At 74.9% G+C, this 26,008-nt stretch carries 3 protein-coding genes; all 3 read right to left on the bottom strand.

Features of this window, described 5'->3' with window-relative positions:
• Positions 1-41: 41 nt before the first annotated feature.
• The 3 genes from OG897_RS01150 to OG897_RS01140 all read right to left on the bottom strand — a co-directional run bounded on the left by OG897_RS01150 (position 42) and on the right by OG897_RS01140 (position 25,775).
• Entirely contained in the window at positions 42-15,545 is a 15,504-nt protein-coding gene (locus OG897_RS01150; RefSeq protein ID WP_266651955.1) for a type I polyketide synthase, read from the bottom strand.
• 70 nt (positions 15,546-15,615) lie between these two features.
• On the bottom strand, positions 15,616-20,370 hold the full coding sequence (locus OG897_RS01145; protein ID WP_266651954.1) for a type I polyketide synthase: 4,755 nt from the start codon (positions 20,368-20,370) through the stop codon (positions 15,616-15,618).
• On the bottom strand, positions 20,370-25,775 hold the full coding sequence (locus OG897_RS01140) for a type I polyketide synthase (RefSeq protein WP_266651952.1): 5,406 nt from the start codon (positions 25,773-25,775) through the stop codon (positions 20,370-20,372). Before OG897_RS01140 ends, OG897_RS01145 begins: the two co-directional genes overlap by 1 nt.
• Positions 25,776-26,008: the final 233 nt, after the last annotated feature.

Raw genomic sequence — 26,008 nt, 5'->3', positions numbered from 1 at the left:
CTTCGTCGCGGGCTTCGTCGCGGGCTTCGTCGCGGGCTTCGTCACAGGGCGTCGTCCTCGTCGAGATCGAGATCGAGATCGTCGAGCGCCATGCTGATCAGGCTCTCGGCGTCCATCGCGTCGATCGACACGCGGCGGGGCCCGGCGGCCTCCGCCGGGTCCTGCGCGGGCCGCAGTCCGGCGAGTTCGAGCAGACCGTCCAGGAGCCCTGCCTCACGCAGCCGGGACACCGGTACGGCGGCGAGGGCCGCCCGGAGCATGTCCTCCTCGTCCCCCTCGGTGCTCCTCGTCCCACCGTTCTTCGGCGCCAGTTCGGCACCGAGGTGCTCGGTGAGCGCGAGCGGGCTGGGGTGGTCGAAGACGAGCGTCGCGGTCAGCCGCAGGCCGGTGGCCTCGTTGAGCCGGTTGCGGAACTCGACGGCGGTCAGCGAGTCGAAGCCGAGGTCCTTGAAGGGGAGTTCGGCGTCGAAGTCCTCGATGCCGAGTACGGTCCTGGCCTCGTCCCGCACCAGCCGCAGCAGCCGTTCCGCCCTCTCCTCGGGGGTGACCTCGGCCAGTTCGCGGCGCAGCGCGGTAGCGGCACCCGACGCCGTGGGCCCGGTCCGGCGCGGCTCGCGCACCAGGGAGCGCAGCAACGGGGCGACCGTGCCGGCCTCGCGCGGGGCGAGGTCCAGGCGGGCAGCCAGCAGTACGGGTTCGGCCCGGCCCACACTCGTGTCGAACAGGGCGAGACCCTCCCCGGCGTCCAGGGCCAGGACTCCGCCGGAGGCCATCCGGCGGGTGTCGGTGTCGTCGAGCCGGTCGGCCATGCCGCCACTGCCCGACCAGGCGCCCCAGGCGAGGGAGGCGCCGGGCAGACCGAGCGACCTGCGGTGGGCGGCGAGCGCGTCCAGGAAGGTGTTGGCGGCGGCGTACCCGGACTGCCCCGGGCCGCCGAGAAGACCGGCCGCCGAGGAGAAGAGGACGAACGCGGTCAGCGGGCGTTCCCGGGTGAGTTCGTGCAGGTGCCAGGCCGCGTCGAGCTTGGGCCGCAGTACGGCGTCCAGCCGGTCGGGTTCCAGCGAGGTCAGCACGGCGTCGGCGAGGACGCCCGCGGTGTGCACCACGGCGGAGACCGGGTGCTCGTCCAGTACCCGGGCGAGGGCGTCGCGGTCCGCCGCGTCGCAGGCGACGACGGTCACCTCCGCGCCGAGCCCGGTCAGCTCCCCGCGGAGCTCGGCCGCACCGGGTGCTTCGGGCCCGCCTCGGCTGAGCAGTACCAGGCGCTCCGCACCGTGCTCGGTGACCAGGTGCCGGGCGACGAGCCGGCCCAGGGCGCCAGTGCCGCCGGTGAGGAGCACACCGCCGGACCAGTCGGCCGGGGCGGGCTCGGCCAGGCGCGGCGCCCGCACCAGCCGGGGGACGCTCACCGCGCCCTCGCGCAGCGCCAGTTGGGGCTCTCCGCAGGCGACGGCGGAGGGGAGCAGACGGCGCGAGGCGTCCGAGTCGTCGAGGTCGGCGATGACCAGCCGGCCGGGGTGCTCGGACTGCGCGGAGCGGATCAGGCCCCACGCGGCGGCGGCACCGGGGTCGGTGACCTCGCCGGGGCCGGTGGCGCCCCGGGTGACCACCACGAGGGTGCTGTCCGCGAACCGGCCGTCCAGCAGCAGGTCCTGCACCTGCTCCAGCAGGCGCAGCAGACCGGCCCGCACCACGTCCGGTGCGTCCCCGCCGTGGTGCAGCACGACCACGGTGTCGGGGGCCAGTGCGGCGGCCTCGGCGAGGTCGTCCACGAGGACGGTCTGCGCGACCTCGCCGGACATGGCGGCCGCCAGCTCCTCGCGGCCGGTGCCCAGGACGGTCCACAGTCCGGCCTGCGGCGCGGCCGGCACGGACACGGGCGACCAGTCGAGAGCGAACAGGTCGTCGTGCCCGCCCGACGCGGCGGCGGCGATCCGCTGCGGGTCCACCTCCCGCAGCGACAGCGTCGCCACCCGTGCGACGGGCCGGCCCGTCCCGTCGGCGGTCTCGATGCGTACCGCGCCGGTTCCGGCGGGGGTGATCCGCACCCGGAGGGCGCTCACGCCCCGCTGGTGCAGTTCCACGCCGCTCCAGTTGAAGGGCAGCGACATGCGCTCCTCGGCTCCGGCCCGCAGCCCGATGGCGTGCAGGGCGGCGTCGAACAGGGCCGGGTGCAGGCCGAACCCGGTTCCGTCGGCGGGGACGGCGACCTCGGCGTACGTCTCCTCGCCGCGCCGCCAGGCGGCGCGCAGGCCCTGGAAGCGGGGCCCGTACTCGGCGCCCAGTTCCGCGAGGCGTGCGTAGACGCCGTCCAGGTCGACCGGTTCGGCACCGGGCGGCGGCCAGGCGGCCAGGTCGTGGTCCGGCCGCTCTTCCGCGGGCCGCAGGAGGCCGGCGGCGTGCGTGACCCACGGGTCGCCCTCGCCCGTGGCGGCGTGGACGCGGAAGGCGCGGTTGCCTGCCGGGTCGGGTTCGCCGACCGTGCACTGGAGGCGTACGGCGCCGTCCTCGGGCAGGACCAGCGGTTCGGTGACGGTCAGGTCCTCGACCCTGTCGCAGCCGAGACCGGCTCCGGCGGCGAGGGCCATCTCCACGAACGCCGTACCCGGGAGCAGCGGTACGCCGCCGACGCGGTGGTCGGACAGCCACGGGTGCTCGGCGAGTGCCAGCCGTCCGACGTACAGGGTGCCGTCGGCGTCGGCGAGTTCGACAGCGGTGCCCAGGAGCGGGTGGTCCCCCGACGCGCGGGGCAGACCGACGTCGCCGGTCATCCAGTAACGGCTGCGCTGGAAGGCGTAGGTGGGCAGGTCCGAGCCGTCGTGACGGGGCAGCAGGGCCGCCCAGTCGACGGCACCCCCGTGGACGTGCAGGGCGGCGGTCCCGGTGAGCAGGGCCTCGGTCTCCTCGCGGTCCTTGCGCAGCAGCGGTACGACCGCCGTCCCGTCGGGCAGGCAGTCGACGGCCGCCGAGGTGAGCGCGTTGCCCGGTCCGACCTCGGCGAAGAGACGCGCTCCGGCATCGTGCAGAGCGCCGACGGCGTCGGCGAAGCGGACGGCCTCGCGGGCGTGCCGCACCCAGTAGTCGGGCGTGGACAGCTCGTCGGGGGCGGCCGGGGCGCCGGTGAGGGTGGACACCAGGGGGATGCGCAGCGTTCCGTAGGTCAGGGACTCGGCGACCTCGCGGAACTCGGCCAGCACCGGCTCCATCAGGGCCGAGTGGAAGGCGTGGCTGACGGCCAGTTCCTTGGTGCGCCCGAACCGGGCGGCCAGGGCGCGGGCCGGTCCCGCGGGGCCGGAGACGACGACGGACGTGGGCCCGTTGACGGCGGCGATCCCGACGCCTTCGCCCAGCAGCGGCGCGACCTCGTCCTCGGTGGCGCGTACGGCGATCATCACGCCGCCCTCGGGCAGGGACTGCATCAGCCTGCCCCGGGCGACGATCAGCGTGCAGGCGTCCTTCAGGCCGAGGACACCCGCGACGTGGGCGGCGGCGAACTCGCCGACGGAGTGCCCGGCGAGCAGGTCGGGCCGTACCCCGAACGACTCCAGGAGCCGGTACAGGGCCACTTCGACCGCGAACAGGGCGGGCTGGGTGTACTCGGTGCGCTCCAGCAGTTCGGCGGAGTCCATCACCTCGGCGAGCGGCCTGCCGAGCAGCGGGTCCAGGTGTGCCCGGACCTCGTCGAAGGCCGCCGCGAAGGCGGGGAACTCCGCCGCGAGGCGGGTGCCCATGCCCGGCAGCTGCGAGCCCTGGCCGGAGAAGAGGAAGGCGAGCCGTCCCTCGGTGGCCGTGCCGAGGGCCCCGGCCCCGGGTGCCCGGCCCTCGGCCACCGCCCGTACCCCTGCGGTGAGTTCGTCCAGGGTGCTGCCGACGACGGCCGCCCGGTGGGCGAGCCCGGTGCGGGCGTGGGCGAGCGCTCCGGCGAGCCGGTGCGGGTCGGTGCCGGTGGCTGCGGACAGGTGCTCCAGCAGCCGGGCGGCCTGGGCGCGCAGGGCGTCGGGGGTGTGGCCCGAGAGCAGCCAGGGCACGGTGTCCGTCGTCGGTGCGGTGGGCGGTGCGACCGGTTCGGCCGGCCCGTCGGCGGGCGCGGCCTCGACGATCACGTGGGCGTTGGTGCCGGAGATGCCGAAGGAGGAGATGCCCGCGCGGCGCGGCCGTCCCGGGTCCGGCCAGCTGCGGGACTCGGTGAGCAGGCGGACGCCCGCGCCCTCCCACTCGACGTGCCGGGAGGGCCGGTCGACGCCGAGGCTGGCCGGCAGGGTCTCGTTGCGGATCGCCTGGATCATCTTGATGACCCCGGCGACACCGGCGGCGGCCTGCGTGTGGCCGAGGTTGGACTTGACCGAGCCGAGCCACAGCGGGCTGTCCTCGGTGTGCTCGGCGCCGTAGGTGGCGATCAGGGCCTGGGCCTCGATCGGGTCGCCGAGGGTGGTGCCGGTGCCGTGTGCCTCGACGACGTCGACCTCGGCGGCGGGAACGCCGGCGGTCTCCAGGGCGCGGCGGATGACCCGCTGCTGTGCGGGGCCGCTGGGGGCGCTGATGCCGTTGGAGGCGCCGTCCTGGTTGACGGCGGTGCCGCGCAGCACGGCGAGGATCCGGCGGCCGTTGCGTTGGGCGTCGGAGAGCCGTTCCAGCAGCAGGACGCCCGCGCCCTCGCCGAAACCGGTGCCGTCGGCGGCGTCCGCGAAGGGGCGGCAGCGCCCGTCGCGGGACAGGCCCCGGTGCCGGCTGAACTCCACGAAGGTGCCCGGGGTGGCCATGACGGTCACGCCTCCGGCCAGCGCCAGCGAGCAGTCGCCCTCGCGCAGCGCCTGGGCGGCCAGGTGCAGCGCCACGAGCGACGAGGAGCAGGCCGTGTCGACGCTGAGCGTCGGGCCCTCCAGGCCGAGGGTGTAGGCGACGCGTCCGGAGACCACGCTGCCGGATCCGAAGCTGCCGAAGTAGTCGTGGTACATGACGCCCGCGAAGACGCCGGTGTCGGAGCCGCGCAGGGTGGCCGGGTCGATGGAGGCGCGCTCCAGCGCCTCCCAGGACGTCTCCAGGAGCAGCCGCTGCTGAGGGTCGGTGACCAGGGCTTCCTCGTCGTCCATGGCGAAGAACGCCGGGTCGAACTCTCCGGCGTCGTACAGGAAGGAGCCCTGCCGGGTGTAGCTCGTGCCGGGCCGGTCCAGCGTCGGGTCGTGGAGGTTGTCCACGTCCCAGCCCCGGTCGGCCGGGAAGTCGCCTGCCGTGTCGCGGCCTTCAAAGACCAGCCGCCACAGGTCCTCGGGCGAGGCGATGCCGCCGGGGAAACGGCAGGCCATGCCGACGATGGCGACGGGCTCGTCGGCGGCGCTCTTGCGGGGGGCGGTGCGGACGGTCGCCTCGGCGAGCGTGCCGGTGAGTTCGTCGAACAGGTAGCGGGTGAGTTCGGCGGGGGTGGGGTGGTCGAAGACCAGGGTCGCGGGCAGTCGCAGGCCGGTCGCCGAGGAGAGCTTGTTGCGCAGTTCCACGGCCGCCAGGGAGTCGAAGCCGAGTTCCCTGAAGGCCAGGGTGCGGCCGACGTCCTGCGCGGAGCGATACCCCAGGATCGCCGCCACGTGGCTCTGTACCAGTTCGGTGAGGAACGGCTCGCGCTCCGCCTCCAGCAGCCCGGCGAGCCGCTCCCGCAGCGCGTCACCGCCACCGGCCGTGCTCTGCCCGGTGGCCGCGCCGGGACGGCGTACGGGCACCAGGGAGCGGAACAGCGGGGCCAGGTCCTCCGCCTGGGCGCGCAGGGAGGCCAGGTCCAGCTTCACGGGCAGCACCGCCGGATCGGCTCCGCGCAGGGCGGCGTCGAACAGGACGACGCCCTCCTCGGTCTCCAGTGGGGCGACACCACCGCGCGCGATGCGGGTACGGTCCGCCTCGTCGAGCGTGCCGGTCATGCCACCGGCCTGGGCCCACAGCCCCCACCCCAGCGAGTGCGCGGGCAGGCCGAGGGTCCGGCGGTGCACGGCGAGCGCGTCGAGATAGGCGTTGGCGGCGGCGTAGTTGGCCTGCCCCGGCGAACCGAGGGTGGCGGCCGACGAGGAGAACAGGACGAACGCCGAGAGGTCCAGTCCCTCGGTGAGTTCGTGCAGGTTCCAGGCGGCGTCGACCTTCGGCCGGAACACCGCGTCCAGCCGTTCCGGTGTGAGGGAGGTGAGTACGCCGTCGGCGAGTACGCCCGCCGCGTGGAGCACGGCGGTGAGCGGCCGGTCGGCCGGTACGGCGGCCAGGACATCGGCGAGGGCCGCGCGGTCCGCCACGTCGCAGGCGACGCTCGTCGCCTCGGCGCCCAGATCGGCGAGTTCGGCCGCCAGGGTGTCGGTGTTGCCGCTGCGGCTGAGCAGCAGCAGATGACGGACGTTCCGCTCGGTGACGAGATGGCGGGCGAGGATCCCGCCGAGAGCGCCGGACGCACCGGTGATGAGGACGGTGCCGGTGCCGAGGGAACCGGTGTTGCCGCTCTCCTCGGTGGTGTTGCCGCTCTCCTCGGTGGTGTCCCCGCTCTCGTCCGGGGTCTCGACGCGGGCCAGCCGGGGCACGTGCCAGGCGCCGTCGCGCAGCGCGAGGTGCGGTTCCCCGGTCGCGAGCGCCTCGGCGAGGCGTCCGGCGTCCGGCTCCCCCTCGGTCTCCAGCAGCACGATGCGGCCGGGGTTCTCCGACTGCGCGGACCGGATCAGGCCGCCGACGGCGGCTCCGGCCGGGTCGGTGCCGGTGACGACGACCAGGGTGGTGTCCGTGAGGTGCTCGTCGGCGAGCCGCGTCCGCAGCTCGCCGAGCACGGTGTCGACCGCCGTACGGGTCTCGGCGGCGCTCACCCCGGCCGGGGCGCGCAGGACCTCCGGCAGGGCAACGGTCGCCGTGACGGACGGTGCGGGCACCCAGCCGACGCGGTACAGGGCGCCCGCGCGGGCCGTGCGGGACGCGGCGGCCAGTGCCCCGGTCCGCAAAGGCCGCAGGGTGAGCGAGTCGACGGTGGCGACGGGCGTGCCCGTCGGGTCGGCGAGCGTCAGGGTGACGGTTCCCTCGCCGGTGGAGCGGACGCGCACGCGCAGTTCGGTGGCGCCCGCCGCGTGCAGGCGCACTCCGGACCAGGCGAACGGCAGCAGGGCCTCGTCGCCCGCCGCGTCGGTCAGGCCGACGGTGTGCAGGACGGCGTCCGACAGGGCCGGGTGCAGACCGAACCCGTCGGGGGCCGCGTCGCTCGCGACCTCCGCGTACAGACCGTCGTCGGTACGCCAGGCGGCCCGCAGGCCCTGGAACAGGGGGCCGTAGCCGAGGCCGAGGGCGGCGAGCTCGTCGTACAGGCCGTCGAGCGGTATCGCTTCGGCGCCCTGCGGGGGCCAGGCGGCGAACGGCTCGGCGGTCACGGGGAGGGTGCCGGTCGGGGCGAGGAGGCCCTCGGCGTGCCGGGTCCACGGCAGGTCCTCTTCGGGGCTCTCGGGACGCGACCAGATGCTGACCGGGCGGGTCTCTCCTGCGGGCGTGCCGACGACGACCTGGAGCTGGACGGCGCCGTGGTCGGGCAGGACCAGGGGGGTGTCCAGGGTGAGTTCGACGATGTCGCCGCAGCCGACCTGGTCCCCGGCGCGCAGCGCGAGCTCCAGGTGGCCCGTGCCGGGAAAGAGCAGCACGCCGCCGACGCGGTGGTCCTCCAGCCAGGGGTGGGTGGAGGGCGACAGGCGTCCGGTGAGGACGGCCCCCTCGCTGTCGGCGCGGACCACGGCGGCACCGAGCAGGGCGTGGCCGGTGGGGTCGAGTCCGGCGGAGGTGACGTCGGCGCCGGTCGCCGTGGAGTCGAGCCAGTACCACTCGTGCTGGAAGGAGTAGCCGGGGAGGACGACGCGACGCGGGCGGCGGCCCTCGGCGACGGCGGTCCAGTCGACGCTCGCACCCCGGGTGAAGGCTTCTCCGAGCGCGGTGAGCAGCCGGTCCCGGCCGCCGTCGTCGCGGCGCAGGGAGCCCACGGCGGCGACGGTGTCGTCGGTCTCCTGGATGCCGACGGTCAGCACCGGGTGGGGGCTGGACTCGACGAACAGGTGGTGCCCGTCGGCGACGGCGGCGAGTACCGCCTGCTCGAAGTGCACGGTGGTGCGCAGGTTGGTGTACCAGTAGTCGCTGCCGAGTTCGGCGGTGTCGATCGGGGCGCCGGTGACCGTCGAGTAGAACGGCACCTGGGAGGCGCGCGGCACGATGCCGGCGAGGTCGTCGGCGAGGCGCTCGCGCAGGGTCTCGACGTGGGCGCTGTGGGAGGCGTAGTCCACGGGCAGGCGCTTGGCGCGGACCTTCTCCTCGCGCAGCTGGTCGAGGAGTTCGTCGAGGGCGTCGGAGTCGCCGGACACCACTGTGGAGGCGGCGCCGTTGACGGCGGCGACCGACAGTCGGCCGTCCCAGGCGGCGAGCCGGGCGCGGACCGCGTCGGCGCCTTCGCCGACGGACATCATGCCGCCCGAGCCGGACAGCAGCTCGGCGATGGCGCGGGAGCGCAGCGCGACGACGCGGGCGCCGTCCTGGAGGGTCAGGGCGCCGATCGCGCAGGCGGCGGCGATCTCGCCCTGGGAGTGCCCGATCACGGCGGCCGGGGCGACACCGAACTCGCTCCAGGTGTGCGCGAGGGACACCATCACGGCCCACAGGAGCGGCTGGACGACGTCCACGCGGTCGAGTCCGCCGCGCAGCTCCGTCCCGAAGTCCCAGTCGGTGTACGGCTCCAGGGCCGAGGCGCACTCGGCCATGCGGCCCGCGAACACGGGGGACTCCTCGATGAGCCGGACGGCCATGCCGGACCACTGGGAGCCCTGGCCGGGGAAGACGAACACGGGCCGGGCGCGGCCGGGAGCCTCGCCCTCGGCGAGGCCGCGGGCGGTGGTGCCGTCGGCCAACGCGGCCAGGGCGCCGCGCAGTTCGGCCGTACCGGCGCCGGTGATCGACGCACGGTGGGCGAACCGGGCGCGGCTGGTGGCCAGGGTCCAGCCGATGTCGGACGGGTCGAGTTCCGGGTGGGTGTCGAGGTGCCCGAGGAGCGTGGCGGCCTGGGCGGCGAGGGCGGCCGGGTTCTTCGCCGTGAGCAGCCACGGCACCGTGAGGTCCGTAGTGGTGGGCCGGGGCTCCGCGGCGGGCGCGGCGGGGGCCTGTTCGAGGATGATGTGGGCGTTGGTGCCGCTGATCCCGAACGAGGACACACCGGCCCTGCGCGGACGGCCGTGTTCCGGCCAGTCGTGCTGTTCCGCCAGCACCCGTACGTTCCCGGCGTCCCAGTCCACCTTGGTGGACGGCCGGTCCACGTGCAGGGACTTCGGCAGGACGCCGTGGCGCATCGCCATGACCATCTTGATGACACCGGCGACACCGGCGGCGGCCTGGGTGTGACCGATGTTGGACTTGACCGAGCCGAGCCACAGCGGAGCGTCGTCGGACCTGCCCTGCCCGTACGTCGCGAGCAGCGCCTGCGCCTCGATGGGGTCGCCCAGCGTGGTGCCGGTGCCGTGCGCCTCCACCACGTCCACGTCGGCGGTGGTGAGCCGCGCGTTCGCCAGCGCTTCGAGGACGACGCGTTCCTGGGAGGGGCCGTTGGGGGCGGTGAGGCCGTTGGACGCGCCGTCCTGGTTGACGGCGGAGCCGCGCACGACGGCCAGTACCTCATGGCCGTTGCGACGGGCGTCGGAGAGCCGCTCCACGACCATGACGCCGACGCCCTCGCCCCACACGGTGCCGCCCGCGGCGTCCGCGAAGGCACGGGTACGGGCGTCGGGGGCGAGCGCGCCCTGCCTGCTGAACTCGATGAACGTCTCCGGAGTGGCCATCACGGCGACACCGCCGACCAGCGCGAGGTCGGACTCGCCCTGCCGGAGCGACTGGGCGGCGAGGTGCAGCGCGACGAGCGACGAGGAGCAGGCTGTGTCGACGGAGAGCGAAGGACCTTCGAGGCCCAGGGTGTAGGCGACCCGGCCGGAGATGATGCTGCCGGAGCCGAAGCTGCCGAAGTAGTCGTGGTACTGGACGCCCGCGAACACGCCGGTGCGGCTGCCCTTGAGGCTGTGCGGGTCGATGCCCGCGTGCTCCAGCGCCTTCCAGGACTCCTCCAGCAGCAGCCGCTGCTGGGGGTCCATGACCAGGGCTTCCTTGGGGCTGATGCCGAAGAACGGGGCGTCGAACGCTCCCGCGTCGTGCAGGAACCCGCCCTCGCCCACGTAGGAGGTGTCGGGGCGCTGCCGGGTGGGGTCGACGATCCGGTCGACGTCCCAGCCCCGGTTGCCGGGGAAGGGGCTGATGGCGTCGGCGCCGTCGGCGACGAGCCGCCACAGGTCGTCCGGGGTGCGGACGTCGCCCGGGTAGCGGCAGGCCAGACCCACGATCGCCAGGGGCTCGTCCGCCCGGGACCTGCTGCGGGTGCGGCCGGGGCGTGCCCCGGTCGCGGCGCCGCCGAGCAGGGTGCCGAGGTAGGTGGCGAGCGCCTCGGGCGACGGGTGGTCGAAGACGAGGGTCGCGGACAGCCGCTGCCCGGTCTCCGCGATCAGCGAGTTGCGCAGTTCGATCGCGGCGAGCGAGTCGAAGCCGAGGTCCTTGAAGGCCCGGTCGGTCTCCACGCCCTCCGGGTTCGCGTGGCCGAGCACTCCGGCCACGTGGGCGCGGACGGTGTGCAGCAGTGCCTCGGCGCGCTCCGCGTCGCCGAGGACGGCCATCCGTTCGGCGAAGTCGGCGCCGACGCCCACGGCGGCGGCCTCCCGACGGGCCGGGCGGCCCGCGAGGGCACGCAGGACGGGTGCGAGAGCGGCGCCCTGGGCACGCAGCGCGGGCAGGTCGAGCCGGACCGGCACCACGGTGGGCCGCCCGGCGCGTACCGACAGGTCGAAGAGCGCGGTGCCCTCCTCGGCCGACAGGGCGCTCATGCCACCGCGCGCCATCCGGGCGTGGTCGGCCGCGTCGAGGGAGCTGGTCATGCCCCCGGACGGGGCCCACGGGCCCCAGGCCAGCGACAGGGCGGGCGCCCCCTGGGCCCGGCGGTGGGCGGCGAGAGCGTCCAGGAAGGCGTTGGCGGCGGCGTAGTTGCCCTGGCCCGGGGCGCCGACGGTACCGGCGACGGACGAGAACATCACGAACGCCGCGAGGCCCGAGGTCAGTTCGTGCAGGTGCAGGGCGCCGAGCGCCTTGGGCGCGAGGACCGCGTCGACGCGCTCGGGGGTGAGCGAGGTGATCACCCCGTCGTCCAGCACGCCCGCCGCGTGCACGACTGCGGTCAGCGGGTGTGCGGCCGGGACGGCGGCCAGTACGGCGGCGAGGGCGTCCCGGTCGGCGACGTCGCAGGCGTGGGCGGTCGCCGTGGCACCGAGGGCGGCGAGTTCGGCGATCAGCCCGTCGGCCCGGCCCGAACGGCTGAGCAGGGCGAGGTGGCGGACGCCGTAGGAGGTGACGAGATGGCGGGCGAGCACCGGGCCGAGGCCGCCGGTGGCACCCGTGAGGAGCACGGTGCCCTCCGGGTCGAGGGCGACGTCCGGTGCCTCGTCGGGCAGTTCGGCGCGCACGAGGCGTGCGGCGCGGGCCGCACCGGCGCGTACGGCGACCTGCGGTTCGCCGGAGGTGAGGACGGCGGACAGGACGGTGCCCGCGTCCGCACCCGGTTCGAGGTCGACCAGCGTGAACCGGTCCGGGTTCTCCGACTGCGCGGACCGTACGAGTCCCCACACGGCGGCACCGGCCAGGTCGGCCACGTCCTCCCCGGCGACGCTCACGGCGCCTCGGGTGACGACGGCCAGCGGGCGCGGGTCGTCCTCCTGGAGGGCCGCGAGCGCGGTGTGCAGCGCCGCACGCACGGCGTCCTGGTCCGAACCCGGGGTGCTGTGCAGCACCCGGTGCCCGGCGTCGGGGGCGTCGGTCTCCAGGGGCAGCGGCTGCCAGCCGAGGGTGAACAGGGCGTCGGCGGTGGTGTCGCGGGCCGCGCGCAGGTTGGTGAGCGGGCGAGCCGCGAGGGAGGCCACGGTGGCGACGGGTGCGCCGGTGGCGTCGGCCAGGTCGACGGCGAAGGCGTCGGTGCCGGTCGGCACGAGCCGGGCGCGCAGGACGGAGGCTCCGGCGGCGTGCAGGGTGACGCCCTCGAAGAGGAAGGGCAGCCGGGCGGTGTCGTCGGCGGAGCCGTCGCCGAGCAGCGCCAGCGCGTGCAGGGCGGCGTCGAAGGCGGCCGGGTGCAGGCCGAAGCGGGGCGCGTCGGCGGCGGGCCGCTCGGGCAGCCGTACCTCGGCGAAGACTTCCTCGCCGCGCCGCCAGGCGGCGGTCAGGGCCCGGAAGGTCGGGCCGTACTCCAGGCCCGCCTCGGCGTGCCGTTCGTAGAGGCCGGTGGTGTCCAGGGCCTCGGCGTCCTCGGGGGGCCAGACGTCCAGGCGGCTGCCGGGTGCGCCGATGCCGGTGCCGAGCAGGCCGGAGGCGTGCAGGGTCCACGGTTCGTCGGCGGGCAGGCTCTCCTGGCGGGCGTACACGTGAACCGTGCGGGAGCCGGACGTGTCGGGGACGCCCACGGCGACCTGGACGCGCATCCCGTCGTCCTCGGGCAGCACGAGCGGTACTTCCAGGGTGAGTTCTTCGAGGTGGCCGCAGCCGACCTGGTCGCCCGCCCGGACGGCGAGTTCGACCATGGCGGTGCCGGGGACCACGACGGACCCGCCGACGACGTGGTCGGCGAGCCACGGGTGGCTGCGCGGCGACAGCCGTCCGGTGAGCACGGCGCCGTCGGACGCGGCGAGCATCGTGGCGGCGCCGAGCAGCGGGTGGTCGGCCGGGTCCAGGCCCGCGGAGCCGACGTCGCCGACCACCGCGGCCGTTTCGGGCCAGAACCGTTCGCGCTGGAACGCGGTGGTGGGCAGGTCGAGGGTGCGGGCGCCGGTGTACAGCGCGGTCCAGTCCACCAACGCGCCGCCCACGTACATCTGGGCGACGGCGGTGAGCAGCGTCTCGGTCTCGTCGCGCTCGCGGCGGGACGCGGCGGCGAGCACGGCGTCGGTGGCCGTGCCGTCGACGGTGAGGCACTCGCGGGCCATGGCGGTGAGGACGGCGTCCGGCCCGATTTCGAGGAAGCGGGTGACGCCGGCGGCGGCGAGGGCGCGGATCCCGTCGTGGAAGCGGACCGCCTCGCGCACGTGCCGCACCCAGTAGTCGGGGGTGGCGATGTCCTGGGTGGCGAGGGCCCCCGTGACGTTGGAGACGACCGGGACGGTGGCCGGGTGGAAGGTGAGGGTGGCGACGACCGACCGGAAGTCGGCCAGCATCGGCTCCATCAGAGGCGAGTGGAAGGCGTGCGAGACCTTCAGCCGTCGGCTCTTGCCGAAGTGCGCGGCCACGGCCTCGGCCTCGGCGGAGTCACCGGAGATCACCACGGAGGCGGGGCCGTTGACGGCGGCGATGCCGACGTTCTCGGTGAGCAGCGGACGGACCTCGTCCTCGGTGGCGCGTACGGCGATCATCGCGCCGCCCTCGGGCAGCGCCTGCATCAGAGCGCCCCGGGCGGCGACGAGGGTGGTCGCGTCCTTCAGGTCCAGGACGCCCGCCACGTGGGCGGCGGCGATCTCGCCGATGGAGTGCCCGGCCAGGTAGTCGGGGGCCAGGCCCCAGGAGGCGACCAGGCGGTACAGGGCGACCTCGAAGGCGAACAGCGCGGCCTGGGTGCGGGAGGTGCGGTTCAGCGGCTCGGGGTCGGTACCGGACACGTCGGTACCGGGTACGTCGGTGCCGAGGACGAGGTCGCGCAGGTCGGGCACGTCGTCACCGAACAGGGCACAGATCTCGTCGAAGGTCTGCGCGAACACCGGGAAGTCCCGGTGGAGTTCGCGGCCCATACCGGCACGCTGCGCGCCCTGCCCGGTGAACAGGAAGGCCGTCTGCCCCTTGCGGACCCGTCCCGCCGCGGCGCCCCGGCCGCCCTCGGCGACCCCGGTCGTGGCCGCGACGAGCGCGTCCCGGTCGGAGCCGAGGACGACGGACCGGTACTGGTGGGCGGTACGGGTGGCGACGAGGGAGTGCGCCACGTCCACCGGGTCGGCGTCGCCGACGACGGCGGCCAGCCGCGCGGCCTGCTCCCGCAGGGCCTGCTCGGTGCGGCCGGTGAGCACCCACGGCACCAGCGGCGGCGCGGTGCGCGGCTCCGGCTCGGCGTCCGTCGCCTCCGCGGCGGGGGGCTCCTCCAGGATGGTGTGGGCGTTGGTGCCGCTGGCGCCGAAGGAGGAGACCGCGGCCCGGCGGGGGCGCCCGGGGTCGGCCCAGGGCCGGTTCTCCGTCAGCAGCCGGACGTTGCCCCGGTCCCAGTCGACCTTGGTGGACGGCTCGTCGGCGTACAGCGACTTCGGCAGGACGCGGTGGCGCATCGCCATGACGGCCTTGATGATGCCCGCGACACCGGCGGCGGCCTGGGTGTGACCGATGTTCGACTTGACCGAGCCGAGCCACAGCGGAGCGTCCTCGGACCTGCCCTGCCCGTACGTCGCGAGCAGCGCCTGCGCCTCGATGGGGTCGCCCAGCGTGGTGCCGGTGCCGTGCGCCTCCAGCAGGTCGACGTCGGCGGTGGTGAGCTGTGCCCCGGCCAGCGCGGCCCGGATGACGCGCTGCTGGGACGGCCCGTTGGGCGCGGTGAGGCCGTTGGACGCACCGTCCTGGTTGACGGCGGAGCCACGCACGACGGCCAGTACCTCATGGCCGTTGCGACGGGCGTCGGAGAGCCGCTCCAGCACGAGCATGCCCGCGCCCTCGCCCCAGCTGGTGCCGTCCGCCGCGTCCGCGAAGGACTTGCTGGCACCGTCGGCCGCGAGGCCGCGCTGCCGGGAGAAGGCGATGAAGTTGTTCGGCGTCGACATCACGGTCGCGCCTCCCGCGAGTGCCAGGGTGCACTCCTTGTTGCGCAGCGCCTGGACGGCCAGGTGCACCGCGACGAGCGCCGAGGAGCAGGCCGTGTCGACGGTGACGGCCGGACCCTCCAGGCCCAGGGTGTACGAGATCCTGCCGGAGATCACGGCGGCGAGCACACCGGTGCCGAGGGCGGCCTCGCTGTCCTCCGGCATCCGGGCCAACAGGTCCTTGTAGTCCTGGCCGTTGGTTCCGGCGAACACCCCGACCCGGGCGCCGTGCGCCGCGTCGGGGGCTATCCGGGCCCGTTCCAGGGCCTCCCACGAGACCTCCAGGAGAAGCCGCTGCTGCGGGTCCATCGCGACGGCCTCGCGGGGGCTGATGCCGAAGAAGTCCGGCTCGAACCCGGCCGCGTCGTCCAGGAATCCACCGCGCGTGACGTACGTCTTGCCGGTGGCGTCCGGGTCGGGGTCGTAGAGCGTCCCGACGTCCCAGCCCCGGTCGTCGGGGAAGTCACCGATGGCGTCGGTGCCGTCGTGGACGAGCCGCCAGAACTCCTCCGGCGTGCTCACGCCGCCGGGGAAGCGGCAGCCCATTCCGACGATGGCGATGGGTTCCCGGTCCTGGGTCTCCACCTCGTGCAGCCGTTGCCGGGTCTGGGCCAGATCGGCGGAGACCCGCTTGAGGTAGGAGAGCAGCTTCTCGTCGTTGGTCATCGGGTCTCGCCACTCCTGTGCGAAAAGGTGTACTGCCGCTTCGGGACCGAGGGGCCGTGGGCCGGCCGGGTCACGCCGAGCCGAGTTCGTTGTCGATGAAGGCGAAGACGTCGTCGGCGGAGGCGTCCTCCAGCCGTCCTGCGACCGCTCCGGCGCTCTGCCCGAGGGTCTTGTCCAGGTCGGCCATCAGCGTCCGCAGCCGGGCCGTGATCCGCCCCTGTTCGAGGTCTTCCGCGGTGAGGTCGGCGAGCCGGGCCGCGACCCGGTCGAGTTCGGAGACGACCGAGTCCACGGAGTCGGCGGCGCCCGCGAGTTCGGTGAGAAGGTACTGGGCGAGGGCGGCCGGGGTCGCGTAGTCGAAGATGAGCGTGGCCGGCAGCGGCACCCCGGCGGCGCTGCTGATCCGGTTGCGCAGGTCGACGGAGGTGAGCGAGTCGAAGCCGAGGTCCCGGAAGGCGGTGGTCGGCTCGACCTCGCCCGCGCCGCCGTAACCGAGCACCGAGGCGGCCTGGCCGCACACCAGCTCCTGGACCGCACGGTCGCGTTCGCCGCCGGTGAGCCCGGCGAGCTTCTCGGCGAAGCCGTCGACCGTGCCCGCCCCGTCCTGGGCGGCCGCGCCGCGCTGGGCCCCGGGCAGTGCGGACAGCAGGGCACTGGGGCGGCTCGACGTGAACGCGGGCGCGAACACGCTCCAGTCGACGTCGGCGACGGTGACGGTGGTGTCGCCGCCGTCCAGGGCCCGCTGCAGAGCGGTCAGCGCCCGCTCGGGGTCGAGGACGGACATGCCCATCGCGCGGGCGGCCGAGCGGACGTTGCCGTGGGCGGCCATGCCCTCACCGCCCCACGGCCCCCACGCCACCGAGGTGGCCGGCAGTCCGGCCGCCCGCCGGTGCTCGGCGAGGGCGTCGAGGTAGGTGTTGGCTGCCGCGTAGTTGGCCTGTCCCGCGCCGCCGACGGTGGCGGTCAGCGAGGAGAACAGCACGAACGCCGACAGCTCGCGGTCCGCCGTGAGTTCGTGCAGGTGGCGGGCGGCGTCGGCCTTGGGGGCGAGGACACCGGTGAACCGCTCGGGGGTGAGCGCGTCCAGAACGCCGTCGTCGAGGACACCGGCCAGGTGCAGCACGGCCGTCAGGGGCTGCTCGTCCGGTACGGAGTCGAGGAGCGCGGCCAGCGCCCCTCGGTCGGCGACGTCGCAGGCGACGAGGGTGACCGGGGTACCGGCGTCGGTGAGCTCGCGGACGAGGTCAGCGGCGCCGGGCGCCTCGGGGCCGCGCCGGGACGTCAGCAGCAGGTGGTCGGCGCCCTCGGCGGCGAGCCAGCGGGCGACGGCGGCGCCGACCGCGCCGGTGGCGCCGGTGACCAGCACCGTCCCGGACGGCTTCCAGGGCGCGCCGGGCCGGGCCGGGGCGGGTTCCAGGCGGCGGCCGTACGTACCGGACTCACGGATGACGACCTGGTCCTCGCCACCGGCGTCGCCGAGCAGCGCGGCCAGCCGTACGACGGTCTGCGGGCCGATCACGGCGGGCAGGTCCACCAGTCCGCCCCAGCGGTCGGGGTGTTCCAGGGCGGCGACCCGGCCGAGACCCCAGACCTGTGCCTGGGCGAAACCGGTGACGGTGGCGGCCGTGCCGTGGGCGACGGCGTCGCGCGTGGCACACCACAGCGGGGCGGTGACGCCCGCGTCGCCGAGAGCCTGGACGAGGGCGGCGGTCGCGGTCAGTCCGGTGGCGGGCGCGAGCAGCGAGAGCACGCCGTCGGCCTCGCCCTTCCCGGCCAGCAGAGCGGCGAGCGACGCGCGGTCGGCGCCGTCCGGCACCGTGAGCGTGTCGACGGTCACGCCGCGCTCGACGAGTCCCTTGAGGACGGCGGTGGTCCAGTCGTCCTCGGTCGCGGGGACGACGACGAGGCTGCGGACGCCGAGCGCCGGGGTGGCGGAGGGCGGCAGCGGCTCCCAGCGGACCTGGTAGCGCCAGCCGTCGGCGGCGGCGTTGGTCCGCCACTGCTCGTGCCAGGCGGCCAGCGCCGGTACGACGGCGGCGACGGACGGCTCGTCGGTGATGCCGAGGGCGGCGGCGACGGCGGTCACGTCCTGCTCACGGACCAGTTCCCAGAACGGGTTGGCCGCGTCGTCGCCCGAGCGGCCCGAGGCGGAGCGCTCGGCCTGGAGGATCGGCGCGTCCTCCCAGTGGCGGTCGCGGCGGAACGCGTAGGTGGGCAGGTCGACCTTGCGGCCACCGGCGAACACGACCGACCAGTCGGGGCCGGTTCCCGTCAGGTGCAAGCGGCTGACGGCCTCGACGAGGGCGGCGTCCTCCGCACGGTCGCGGCGCTGGGTGCCGATGACCTCGGGGACCACGTCCTGCGCCATGTTGGTGAGCACCGAGTCGGGGCCGACCTCCAGGAAGCGGGTGGCTCCCTCGGCGGCCAGGGTGGTGACTCCGTCGTGGAAGCGGACGGCCTCGCGGACGTGCCGTACCCAGTACTCGGGCGAGGTGAGTTCACCGGCGAGGGTGCCGGTGACGTTGGAGACGACGGGCAGGGCGGGCTCGTGGAAGGTGAGCCCGGCCAGCACCTCGCGGAACGCGTCCAGCATGGGGTCCATGCGACGGGAGTGGAAGGCGTGCGACACCTTCAGGCGGGTGGACTTCTCCACCTGGGCGGCGACCGCGAGGACGGCGTCCTCGTCGCCGGAGACCACCACCGCGCGCGGGCCGTTGACGGCCGCGATGTCGACGCCCTCGGTGAGCAGCGGGAGGACCTCGGCCTCGGAGGCGAGCAGGGCCACCATCGCGCCGCCCTCGGGCAGCGCCTGCATCAGAGCGCCCCGGGCGGCGACCAGCGCGACCGCGTCCTTCAGCTCCAGGACACCGGCGACGTGCGCGGCGACGATCTCGCCGATCGAGTGCCCGGCGAGCAGGTCGGGACGGATCCCCCAGTGCTCCAGGAGCCGGTACTGGGCGGTCTCGAAGGTGAACAGGGCCGCCTGCGTGTAGGCGGTCTGGTTCAGCAGCGCGTCGGCGGGGTCGGCGTCCTCGTCGAACATGACGTCGCGCAGCGGCCGTTCCAGATGGGCGTCGAAGGCCGCGCAGATCTCGTCGAAGGCGGCGGCGAACACCGGGAACGCGGCGTGCAGGGTGCGGCCCATGCCGGGCCGCTGGGAGCCCTGGCCGGAGAACAGCACGCCGAGGCGGCCGGGTTCGGGAACGGCGACGGCGGGCCGGCTGCCGTCGGCGACGGCCCGCAGACCGGCGAGCAGTTCGTCCCGGTCGCGGCCGGTGACGGCGGCCCGGTGCCCGAACCGGGCGCGCATCGTGGCCAGTGAGTACCCCACGTCGTACGGGTCGAGGTCACCGGCGACGGCCAGCAGCCGCTCCGCCTGGCGTCGGACGGCGTCGGAACCCTTGCCGGAGAGAACCCACGGCACGACGGGCAGCGCGGCCCGCTCCGGTGCGGCCTCGTCGGTCGCGACGGGCGGCGCCTGCTCCAGGATGGTGTGGGCGTTGGTGCCGGAGATGCCGAAGGAGGAGACGCCCGCGCGACGCGGGCGCCCGCCGGGGGTGTCCCACGGCTCGGGCTCGGTGAGCAGCCGGATGTCGCCCGCCGTCCAGTCGACGGCGGTGCTGGGCTTCTTGACGTGCAGGGTGCGGGGCAGGACGCCGTGGCGCATCGCCATGACCGTCTTGATGATGGCGCCGACACCGGCAGCGGCCTGCGGGTGGCCCATGTTGGACTTGATGGAGCCGAGCCGGATCGGTCCGCTGTCCGCCCGCTCCTGCCCGTAGGCGGCGATGACGGACTGGGCCTCGATCGGGTCGCCGAGGGTGGTGCCGGTGCCGTGCGCCTCGACCGCGTCGATGTGGTGCGGGGCGAGCCGGGCATCGGCGAGGGCCTGCTCGATGACGCGGATCTGGGCCGGGCCGCTGGGCGCGGTCAGCCCGTTGGAGGCGCCGTCCTGGTTGACGGCGGAGCCGCGTACGACAGCGAGCACCTCGTGGCCGTTGCGCACGGCGTCGGAGAGCCGCTCCACGAGCAGCATGCCCGCGCCCTCGGCCCAGGCGGCGCCTGCGGCGTCGTCGGAGAAGGAGTGGCAGCGGCCGTCGGGGGACAGCGCGCGGCGCTCGCTGAACTCGATGAACATCTCGGGGCTGGCCATCAGGGCCGCGCCACCGGCGAGCGCCAGCGAGCACTCGCCCTTGCGCAGCGACTGGACCGCAGAGTGCAGCGCGACCAGGGACGAGGAGCAGGCGGTGTCCATGGTGACCGCCGGTCCCTCCAGACCGAGGGTGTACGCGATCCGGCCGGAGACGATGCTGCCGGAGATGGTGCCGCCGACGTAGTCGTGGTGCATCAGGCCCACGAAGACACCGGTCCGGGTGCCCTTCACCCGGCCGGGGTCGATACCGGCCCGCTCGAACGCCTCCCAGGTGACTTCGAGCAGCATCCGCTGCTGCGGGTCGGTGCCGGGCGCGTCCTTGGGGCTGATGCCGAAGAACGCGGGGTCGCACTCGGCGGCGTCGTGCAGGAACCCGCCGTGGCGGACGTAGCTCTTGCCCGGAGCGCCGGGCTCGGGGTCGAAGATCGCCGAGACGTCCCAGCCCCGGTCGGTGGGGAACTCGGTGACGACGTCGATGCCCTCGTCGACCACCCGCCACAGGTCCTCGGGGGTGCGCACACCGCCGGGGTAACGGCAGCCCATGCCGATGATCGCGATGGGCTCGCGGTCCTGCTCCTCCAGCTCGCGTACGCGGCGGCGGCTTCGCTCCAGCTCGGTCGTGGCCCGCTTGAGGTAGTCGCGGAGCTTACCGGCCGTGGCCGAGTCTTCCATTACAGGGCTCCCAGTTGGTTGTCGAGCTTGGCGAAGAGTTCTTCGTCGCTGGCTTCCCGGAAGTCGTCCGGCGCCTCGGGTGCGCCGGTGCTTCCTTGGGTCTCCTGCCAGCTGCGCAGCAGCGCTTCGAGGCGCGCGGTGACGCGGTCGTGACTGCCGTCCTGGTCGGGAAGGCCGTGCAGGGCGGCTTCGAGCCGGTCCATCTCCGCCAGCGCGGACCGCGCCAGGTCGGCCGGTCCCGGAACGAGCGTGTTCTTGAGGTGGGCGGCGAGGGTGAGGGGGCTGGGCTGGTCGAAGACCAGCGTGGCCGGCAGCGAGAGCCCGGTGGCGCCCGCGAGGAGGTTGCGCAGTTCGACGGCGGCGAGCGAGTCGAAGCCCATCTCCTGGAAGGCACGCCCCGGATCGACGGACTCGGCGGAGGGGTGCCCGAGGACGCCTGCGACGTGGGTACGGACCAGCTCCAGCAGGGCGCGGTCCCGTTCGGCGTCCGCCAGCGGCACCAGCCGCTCGCGCCACGAGTCCGCGGGGGAGCCCCCGGCGGCCTCCGCGCCGCGTCGGCGGGCGGGGCGCACCAGGCCGCGCAGGAGCGCGGGCACTCCGTCCGCCCGGGCGCGCACCGCGGCGGCGTCCAGCCGTACGGGCACCACCACCGCGTCCTCGCCGCCGATCCCGGCGTCGAAGGTGCGCAGCCCCTGCGCGAGGGTCAGCGGCGGCAGGCCGATCCTGCGCAGCCGTTCCAGGTCGGCGGCGTCGATGTCGGCGCTCATGCCGCCCGTTCCCGCCCACAGGCCGTAGGCCAGCGAGACGGCGGGCAGGCCGAGGGTGCGGCGGTGGGCGGCGAGTCCGTCGAGGAAGGTGTTGGCGGCGGCGTAGTTGGCCTGGCCGCCGCCGACGAGCAGACCTGCGGTGGAGGACAGCAGGACGAACGCCGACAGGTCCGTGTCGCGGGTGAGTTCGTGCAGGTTCCAGGCAGCGTCCACCTTGGGCCGCAGCACCCGGTCGACCTTGTCCGCGTCGAGGGTGGCGAGCACACCGTTGTCGACGACACCGGCGGCGTGCACCACGGCCCGCACGTCGTGCTCGGCGAGCAGCGCGGCCAGCGCGTCCCGGTCGGCGGCGTCGCAGCGGGCGAGGGTCACCTCGGCACCCGCCTCGCGCAGTTCGTCGCGGAGTTGCACCGCCCCGGGAGCGTCCGGACCGCGTCGCCCGGCCAGCAGCAGGTGTCGCACACCGTGCTCGGCGACCAGGTGACGGGCGATCACGGCGCCCAGGCCGCCGGTGCCGCCGGTGATCAGGACGGTGCCGTCCGGGTCCCAGACGATCGGGCCGCCGGGCTTGGCACGGACCAGGCGCGGCACCCGCACCTCACCGTCGCGCACCGCCACCTCCGGCTCGTCGGCGGCGAGAGCGGTGGCCAGGGCGGGTCCCGGACCGGTGCTGCCGGCGCTGCCGTCGCTGTCGATGAGCAGGAACCGCCCCGGGTTCTCGGCCTGCGCGGCGCGTACGAGTCCCAGGAGCGGGGCGTGGCCGAGGTCACCGGCGCGCAGCAGCACGGCGAGCCGGCCGCCCGCGCAGCGGTCGTCGCCCAGCCAGTCGCGCAGCGAGCCGAGGACGGTGTTGACCCGCTCCCGTACGAGGGCGGGCAGGTCGAAGGCCCCGGTGGGCGTGGGCGGCACGGAGAGAACCACCAGCTCGGGCACCGGACCGGCGGTGAGGAGCGCGTCGAGGCCCGGGTGCCGGGGTGCGTCGAGAGCGATGTCGTCGCCCCACACCGCGAGCAGGGGCAGCACGGCGCCCGAGGAGCCGGGCGCGGGAACGAGGTCGACCCGGTGGAGCGGGTCGTCCCCCTCACCCGCGAGCTGTTCGGCGGAGACGGGACGGGCGACGAGGCTGCGTACGGTCGCCACGGGGGCGCCGGTCGGGTCGGCGAGGGTGAGGGTGACGGCGTCGGCGCCGGAGGGGGCGAGGTGGAGACGCAGGCTCTCGGCTCCTGCCGCGTGCAGGGTGACACCGCCCCAGGCGAACGGCAGGACCGCCTGTCCGCCGGGCAGGTCGAGGAGGTTGACGTGCAGGACGGCGTCCAGGAGCGCCGGGTGCACGCCGAACGCGGCGGCGGTGGCCCGGGCGCTCTCCGGCAGTGCCGCCTCGGCGAACAGCTCGTCCCCGCGGCGCCACATGGCGCGCAGGCCCTGGAAGACCTCGCCGTATCCGTAGCCCGTACGGGCGAGTCCGGGATAGAGGTCGCCGAGGTCGACGGGCTCGGCGTCGGCGGGCGGCCAGGCCGTCAGACCGGCCGGGCTCCCGTCGGCGGGCGTGGACGTGAGGAGACCCGCGGCGTGACGGGTCCAGGCGGTGTCCGGGCTGTCGGAGCGGCGCGACCAGACGGTCACCTCCCGGCGTCCTTCGTGTTCGCCGCCGACCGCGACCTGCACGGCGAGCGCGCCCTGCTCGGGCAGGACCAGCGGGGCGTGCAGGGTGAGTTCGTCCACGGTGTCGCAGCCGTTGTGCTCACCGGCCTGGAGGGCCATCTCGACGAAGGCGGTGCCGGGCAGCAGGACGGTGCCGTGCACGGCGTGGTCGGCGAGCCACGGGTGGGTGGCGAGGGAGAGGCGGCCGGTGAGGACCGCTCCTCCGGTCTCGGGCAGTTCGGTCGCCGCGGTGAGCAGCGGGTGGCCGGTGGCGGTCTGCCCGAGGCCGTCGGCGTCGCCGCTGGTGCCCGCCGCGCTCTCCAGCCAGAGGCGTTCCCGCTGGAAGGCGTAGGTGGGCAGGTCGGTACGGCGTGCGCCGTGCGGGGCGAAGAAGGCCGCCCAGTCCACGGCGGTACCGGCTGTGTGCAGCCGGGCCACGGCCGTGACCAGGTCGCGTTCCTCGTCGCCTTCGCGGCGCAGCCCCGCGACGGTCACGCTGTCCTCGGGCAGGCAGTCCGCGGCGAGGGGGGTGAGGGCCGCGTCCGGGCCGACTTCGAGGAAGGTCCGTACGCCCAGCGCGTGCAGCGCGTCCAACGCGGGGGCGAAGCGGACGGGCCGACGGACGTGGTCGACCCAGTAGGCGGGGCTGGTGAGCCGCGCGGTGTCGGCGAGGGCGCCGGTGAGGGTGGAGACGATCGGGATCCGCGGCTCCTCGAAGGAGCAGGCGGCGGCGGCCTCGGCGAAGTCGGCCAGCATCGGGTCCATCAGAGGCGAGTGGAAGGCGTGCGAGACCTTCAGCCGCCGGCTCTTCCCGAAGCGGGCGGCGAGTGCTTCCACGGCCTCCTCGGCACCCGAGATCACCAGGGAACGGGGGCCGTTGACCGCGGCGAGCCCGACCCGCTCGTCGAGGTGGGGGGCCACCTCTTCCTCGGTGGCGCGCAGTGCGGCCATGGCTCCGCCCGGGGGCAGGGCCGCCATCAGGGTGCCGCGTGCGAGGACGAGTCGTACGGCGTCCGCCAGCGACAGCACGCCGGAGACATGGGCGGCCGCGAGTTCACCGACGGAGTGCCCGGCGAGGTAGTCGGGGGTCACACCCCAGGACTCCAGGAGGCGGTACTGGGCGACTTCGGTGGCGAAGATGGCGATCTGCGCGTAATCGGTACGGGTGAGCAGCTCCCCTTCGGTGTCGATCACCTCGGCGAGCGGCCGCTCCAGGCCCGGGTCGGCGAGTGCGCACACCTCGTCGAAGGCGTCGGCGTAAACGGGGAAGGCGCGGTACAGGGTGCGGCCCATGCCGGGCCGCTGGGAGCCCTGGCCGGTGAAGAGGAAGGCCGTCTTGCCGCCGACGGGCGTCAGCGGGACCGAGGTGGCGAGCTGGGCGAGCAGTTCGCCGGAGCTGCGGCCGACCGCGAAGGCCCGCTGCTCGAAGGGCGCGCGGGTGGTGGCCAGGGAGAGACCGAGGTCGGCCGGGAGCGCGTCCGGGCGGGCGTCGACGTGCTCGCGCAGTCGCGCGGTCTGCCCGGCGAGGGCCTGCCTGCTCCGCCCGGAGACGAGCCAGGGCACCCAGCCCTCGCCCTTCCCACGCGTCCGGGCGGTGGCTTCCGCCGTCTCGGCGGGCGGCTCCTCCAGCACGACGTGCGTGTTGGTGCCGCTGATGCCGAAGGAGGAGACGGCGGCGCGGCGGGGCCGTCCGGTGGCGGGCCAGGGGCGCCGGTCCAGGGCCAGCTCGACCCCGCCCGCGCTCCAGTCCACCTGGTCGGTGGGGGCGTCGACGTGCAGGGTGGGCGGAATCTCGCCGTGCCGCATCGCCAGCACCATCTTGATGACACCGGCGACACCTGCGGCGGCCTGCGTGTGACCGAGGTTGGACTTGACCGAGCCCAGGAGCAGCGGCCGGTCGGCGGGGTGTTCCTTGCCGTACGTCGCGATCAGGGCCTGCGCCTCGATGGGGTCGCCGAGGGAGGTGCCGGTGCCGTGCGCCTCGACCACGTCGACGTCGGCGGCGGTGAGCCCGGCTCCGGCCAGCGCCTGCCGGATGACCCGCTGCTGGGAGGGCCCGTTCGGCGCGGTCAGCCGGCTGCTGGCTCCGTCGGAGTTGACCGCGCTGCCCCGGATGACGGCGAGCACGGGGTGGCCGTTGCGCTGGGCGTCGGAGAGCCTCTCCAGGAGGAGCATGCCCGCGCCCTCGCCCCAGCCGGTGCCGTCGGCGGCGGCCGCGAACGCCTTGCAGCGGCCGTCGGGCGACAGGCCGCGCTGGCGGCTGAAGTCGACGAAGGTCTCCGGTGTCGACATCACGGTGACCCCGCCCGCCAGGGCGAGCGAGCACTCGTCGGACTGCAGCGCGCGCACCGCCCAGTGCAGGGCGACGAGGGAGGAGGAGCAGGCGGTGTCCACGGTGACGACCGGGCCTTCGAAGCCGAAGGTGTAGGCGACGCGTCCGGAGGCGATGCTGGCGGCGCTCCCGTTGGCGAGGTAGCCGTCGAGGTCGTCGGGTACGGAGGTGAGGCGGGTGGCGTAGTCGTTGTACATGACCCCGGCGAACACACCGGTGCGGCTGCCGCGCAGGGCGGCCGGGACGATTCCGGCCCGCTCCAGGGCCTCGTGGGAGGTTTCGAGCAGCAGTCTCTGCTGCGGGTCCATCGCCAGCGCCTCACGGGGGCTGATGCCGAAGAAGTCGTAGTCGAAGTCGGCCGCGTCGTGCAGGAAACCGCCGGTACGGGCGTAGGTCTTGCCGGGCCGCTCCGGGTCGGGGTCGTAGAGCGCCTCGACGTCCCATCCTCGGTCGGCCGGGAAGTCCGACACCGCGTCGGTGCCGGTCGCGACCAGCTCCCACAGGTCCTCCGGGGTGGTGACACCGCCCGGGTAGCGGCATCCGATACCGACGACGGCCACCGGACCGTGTGCGCGTTGTTCGTTCTCACGCAGCCGTCGCCGTGTTTCCCGCAGGTCAGCGGTGGTCCGCCTGAGATAGTCGAGCAGTTGCTCTTCGTTGTTCACCAGCGCGCCATCCGATCGGGATCGAAGTGAGGGCCTCGGCCGAGCGGTACGCCACCGGACGGTTTCCGGTCCGCTTCCCCTCCGCTTCCCGAGGCTAGGCAGGGGTGGTGGGGCGAGACACCCCTAGAGCCCCCAGGGCCCCACGGCGACCACTAAGGGACGGCTGGGCGCGGGTCCTCGGCCCGCGCGGGAGCCCTGGCTCCAGAACTCCGAGGCTCCGAGCGAAAAAGCCG

It is taken from the genome of Streptomyces sp. NBC_00237 (genome assembly GCF_026342435.1).
GTDB lineage: Bacteria > Actinomycetota > Actinomycetes > Streptomycetales > Streptomycetaceae > Streptomyces.
This window is presented reverse-complemented; position numbering and strand designations above follow the sequence as displayed.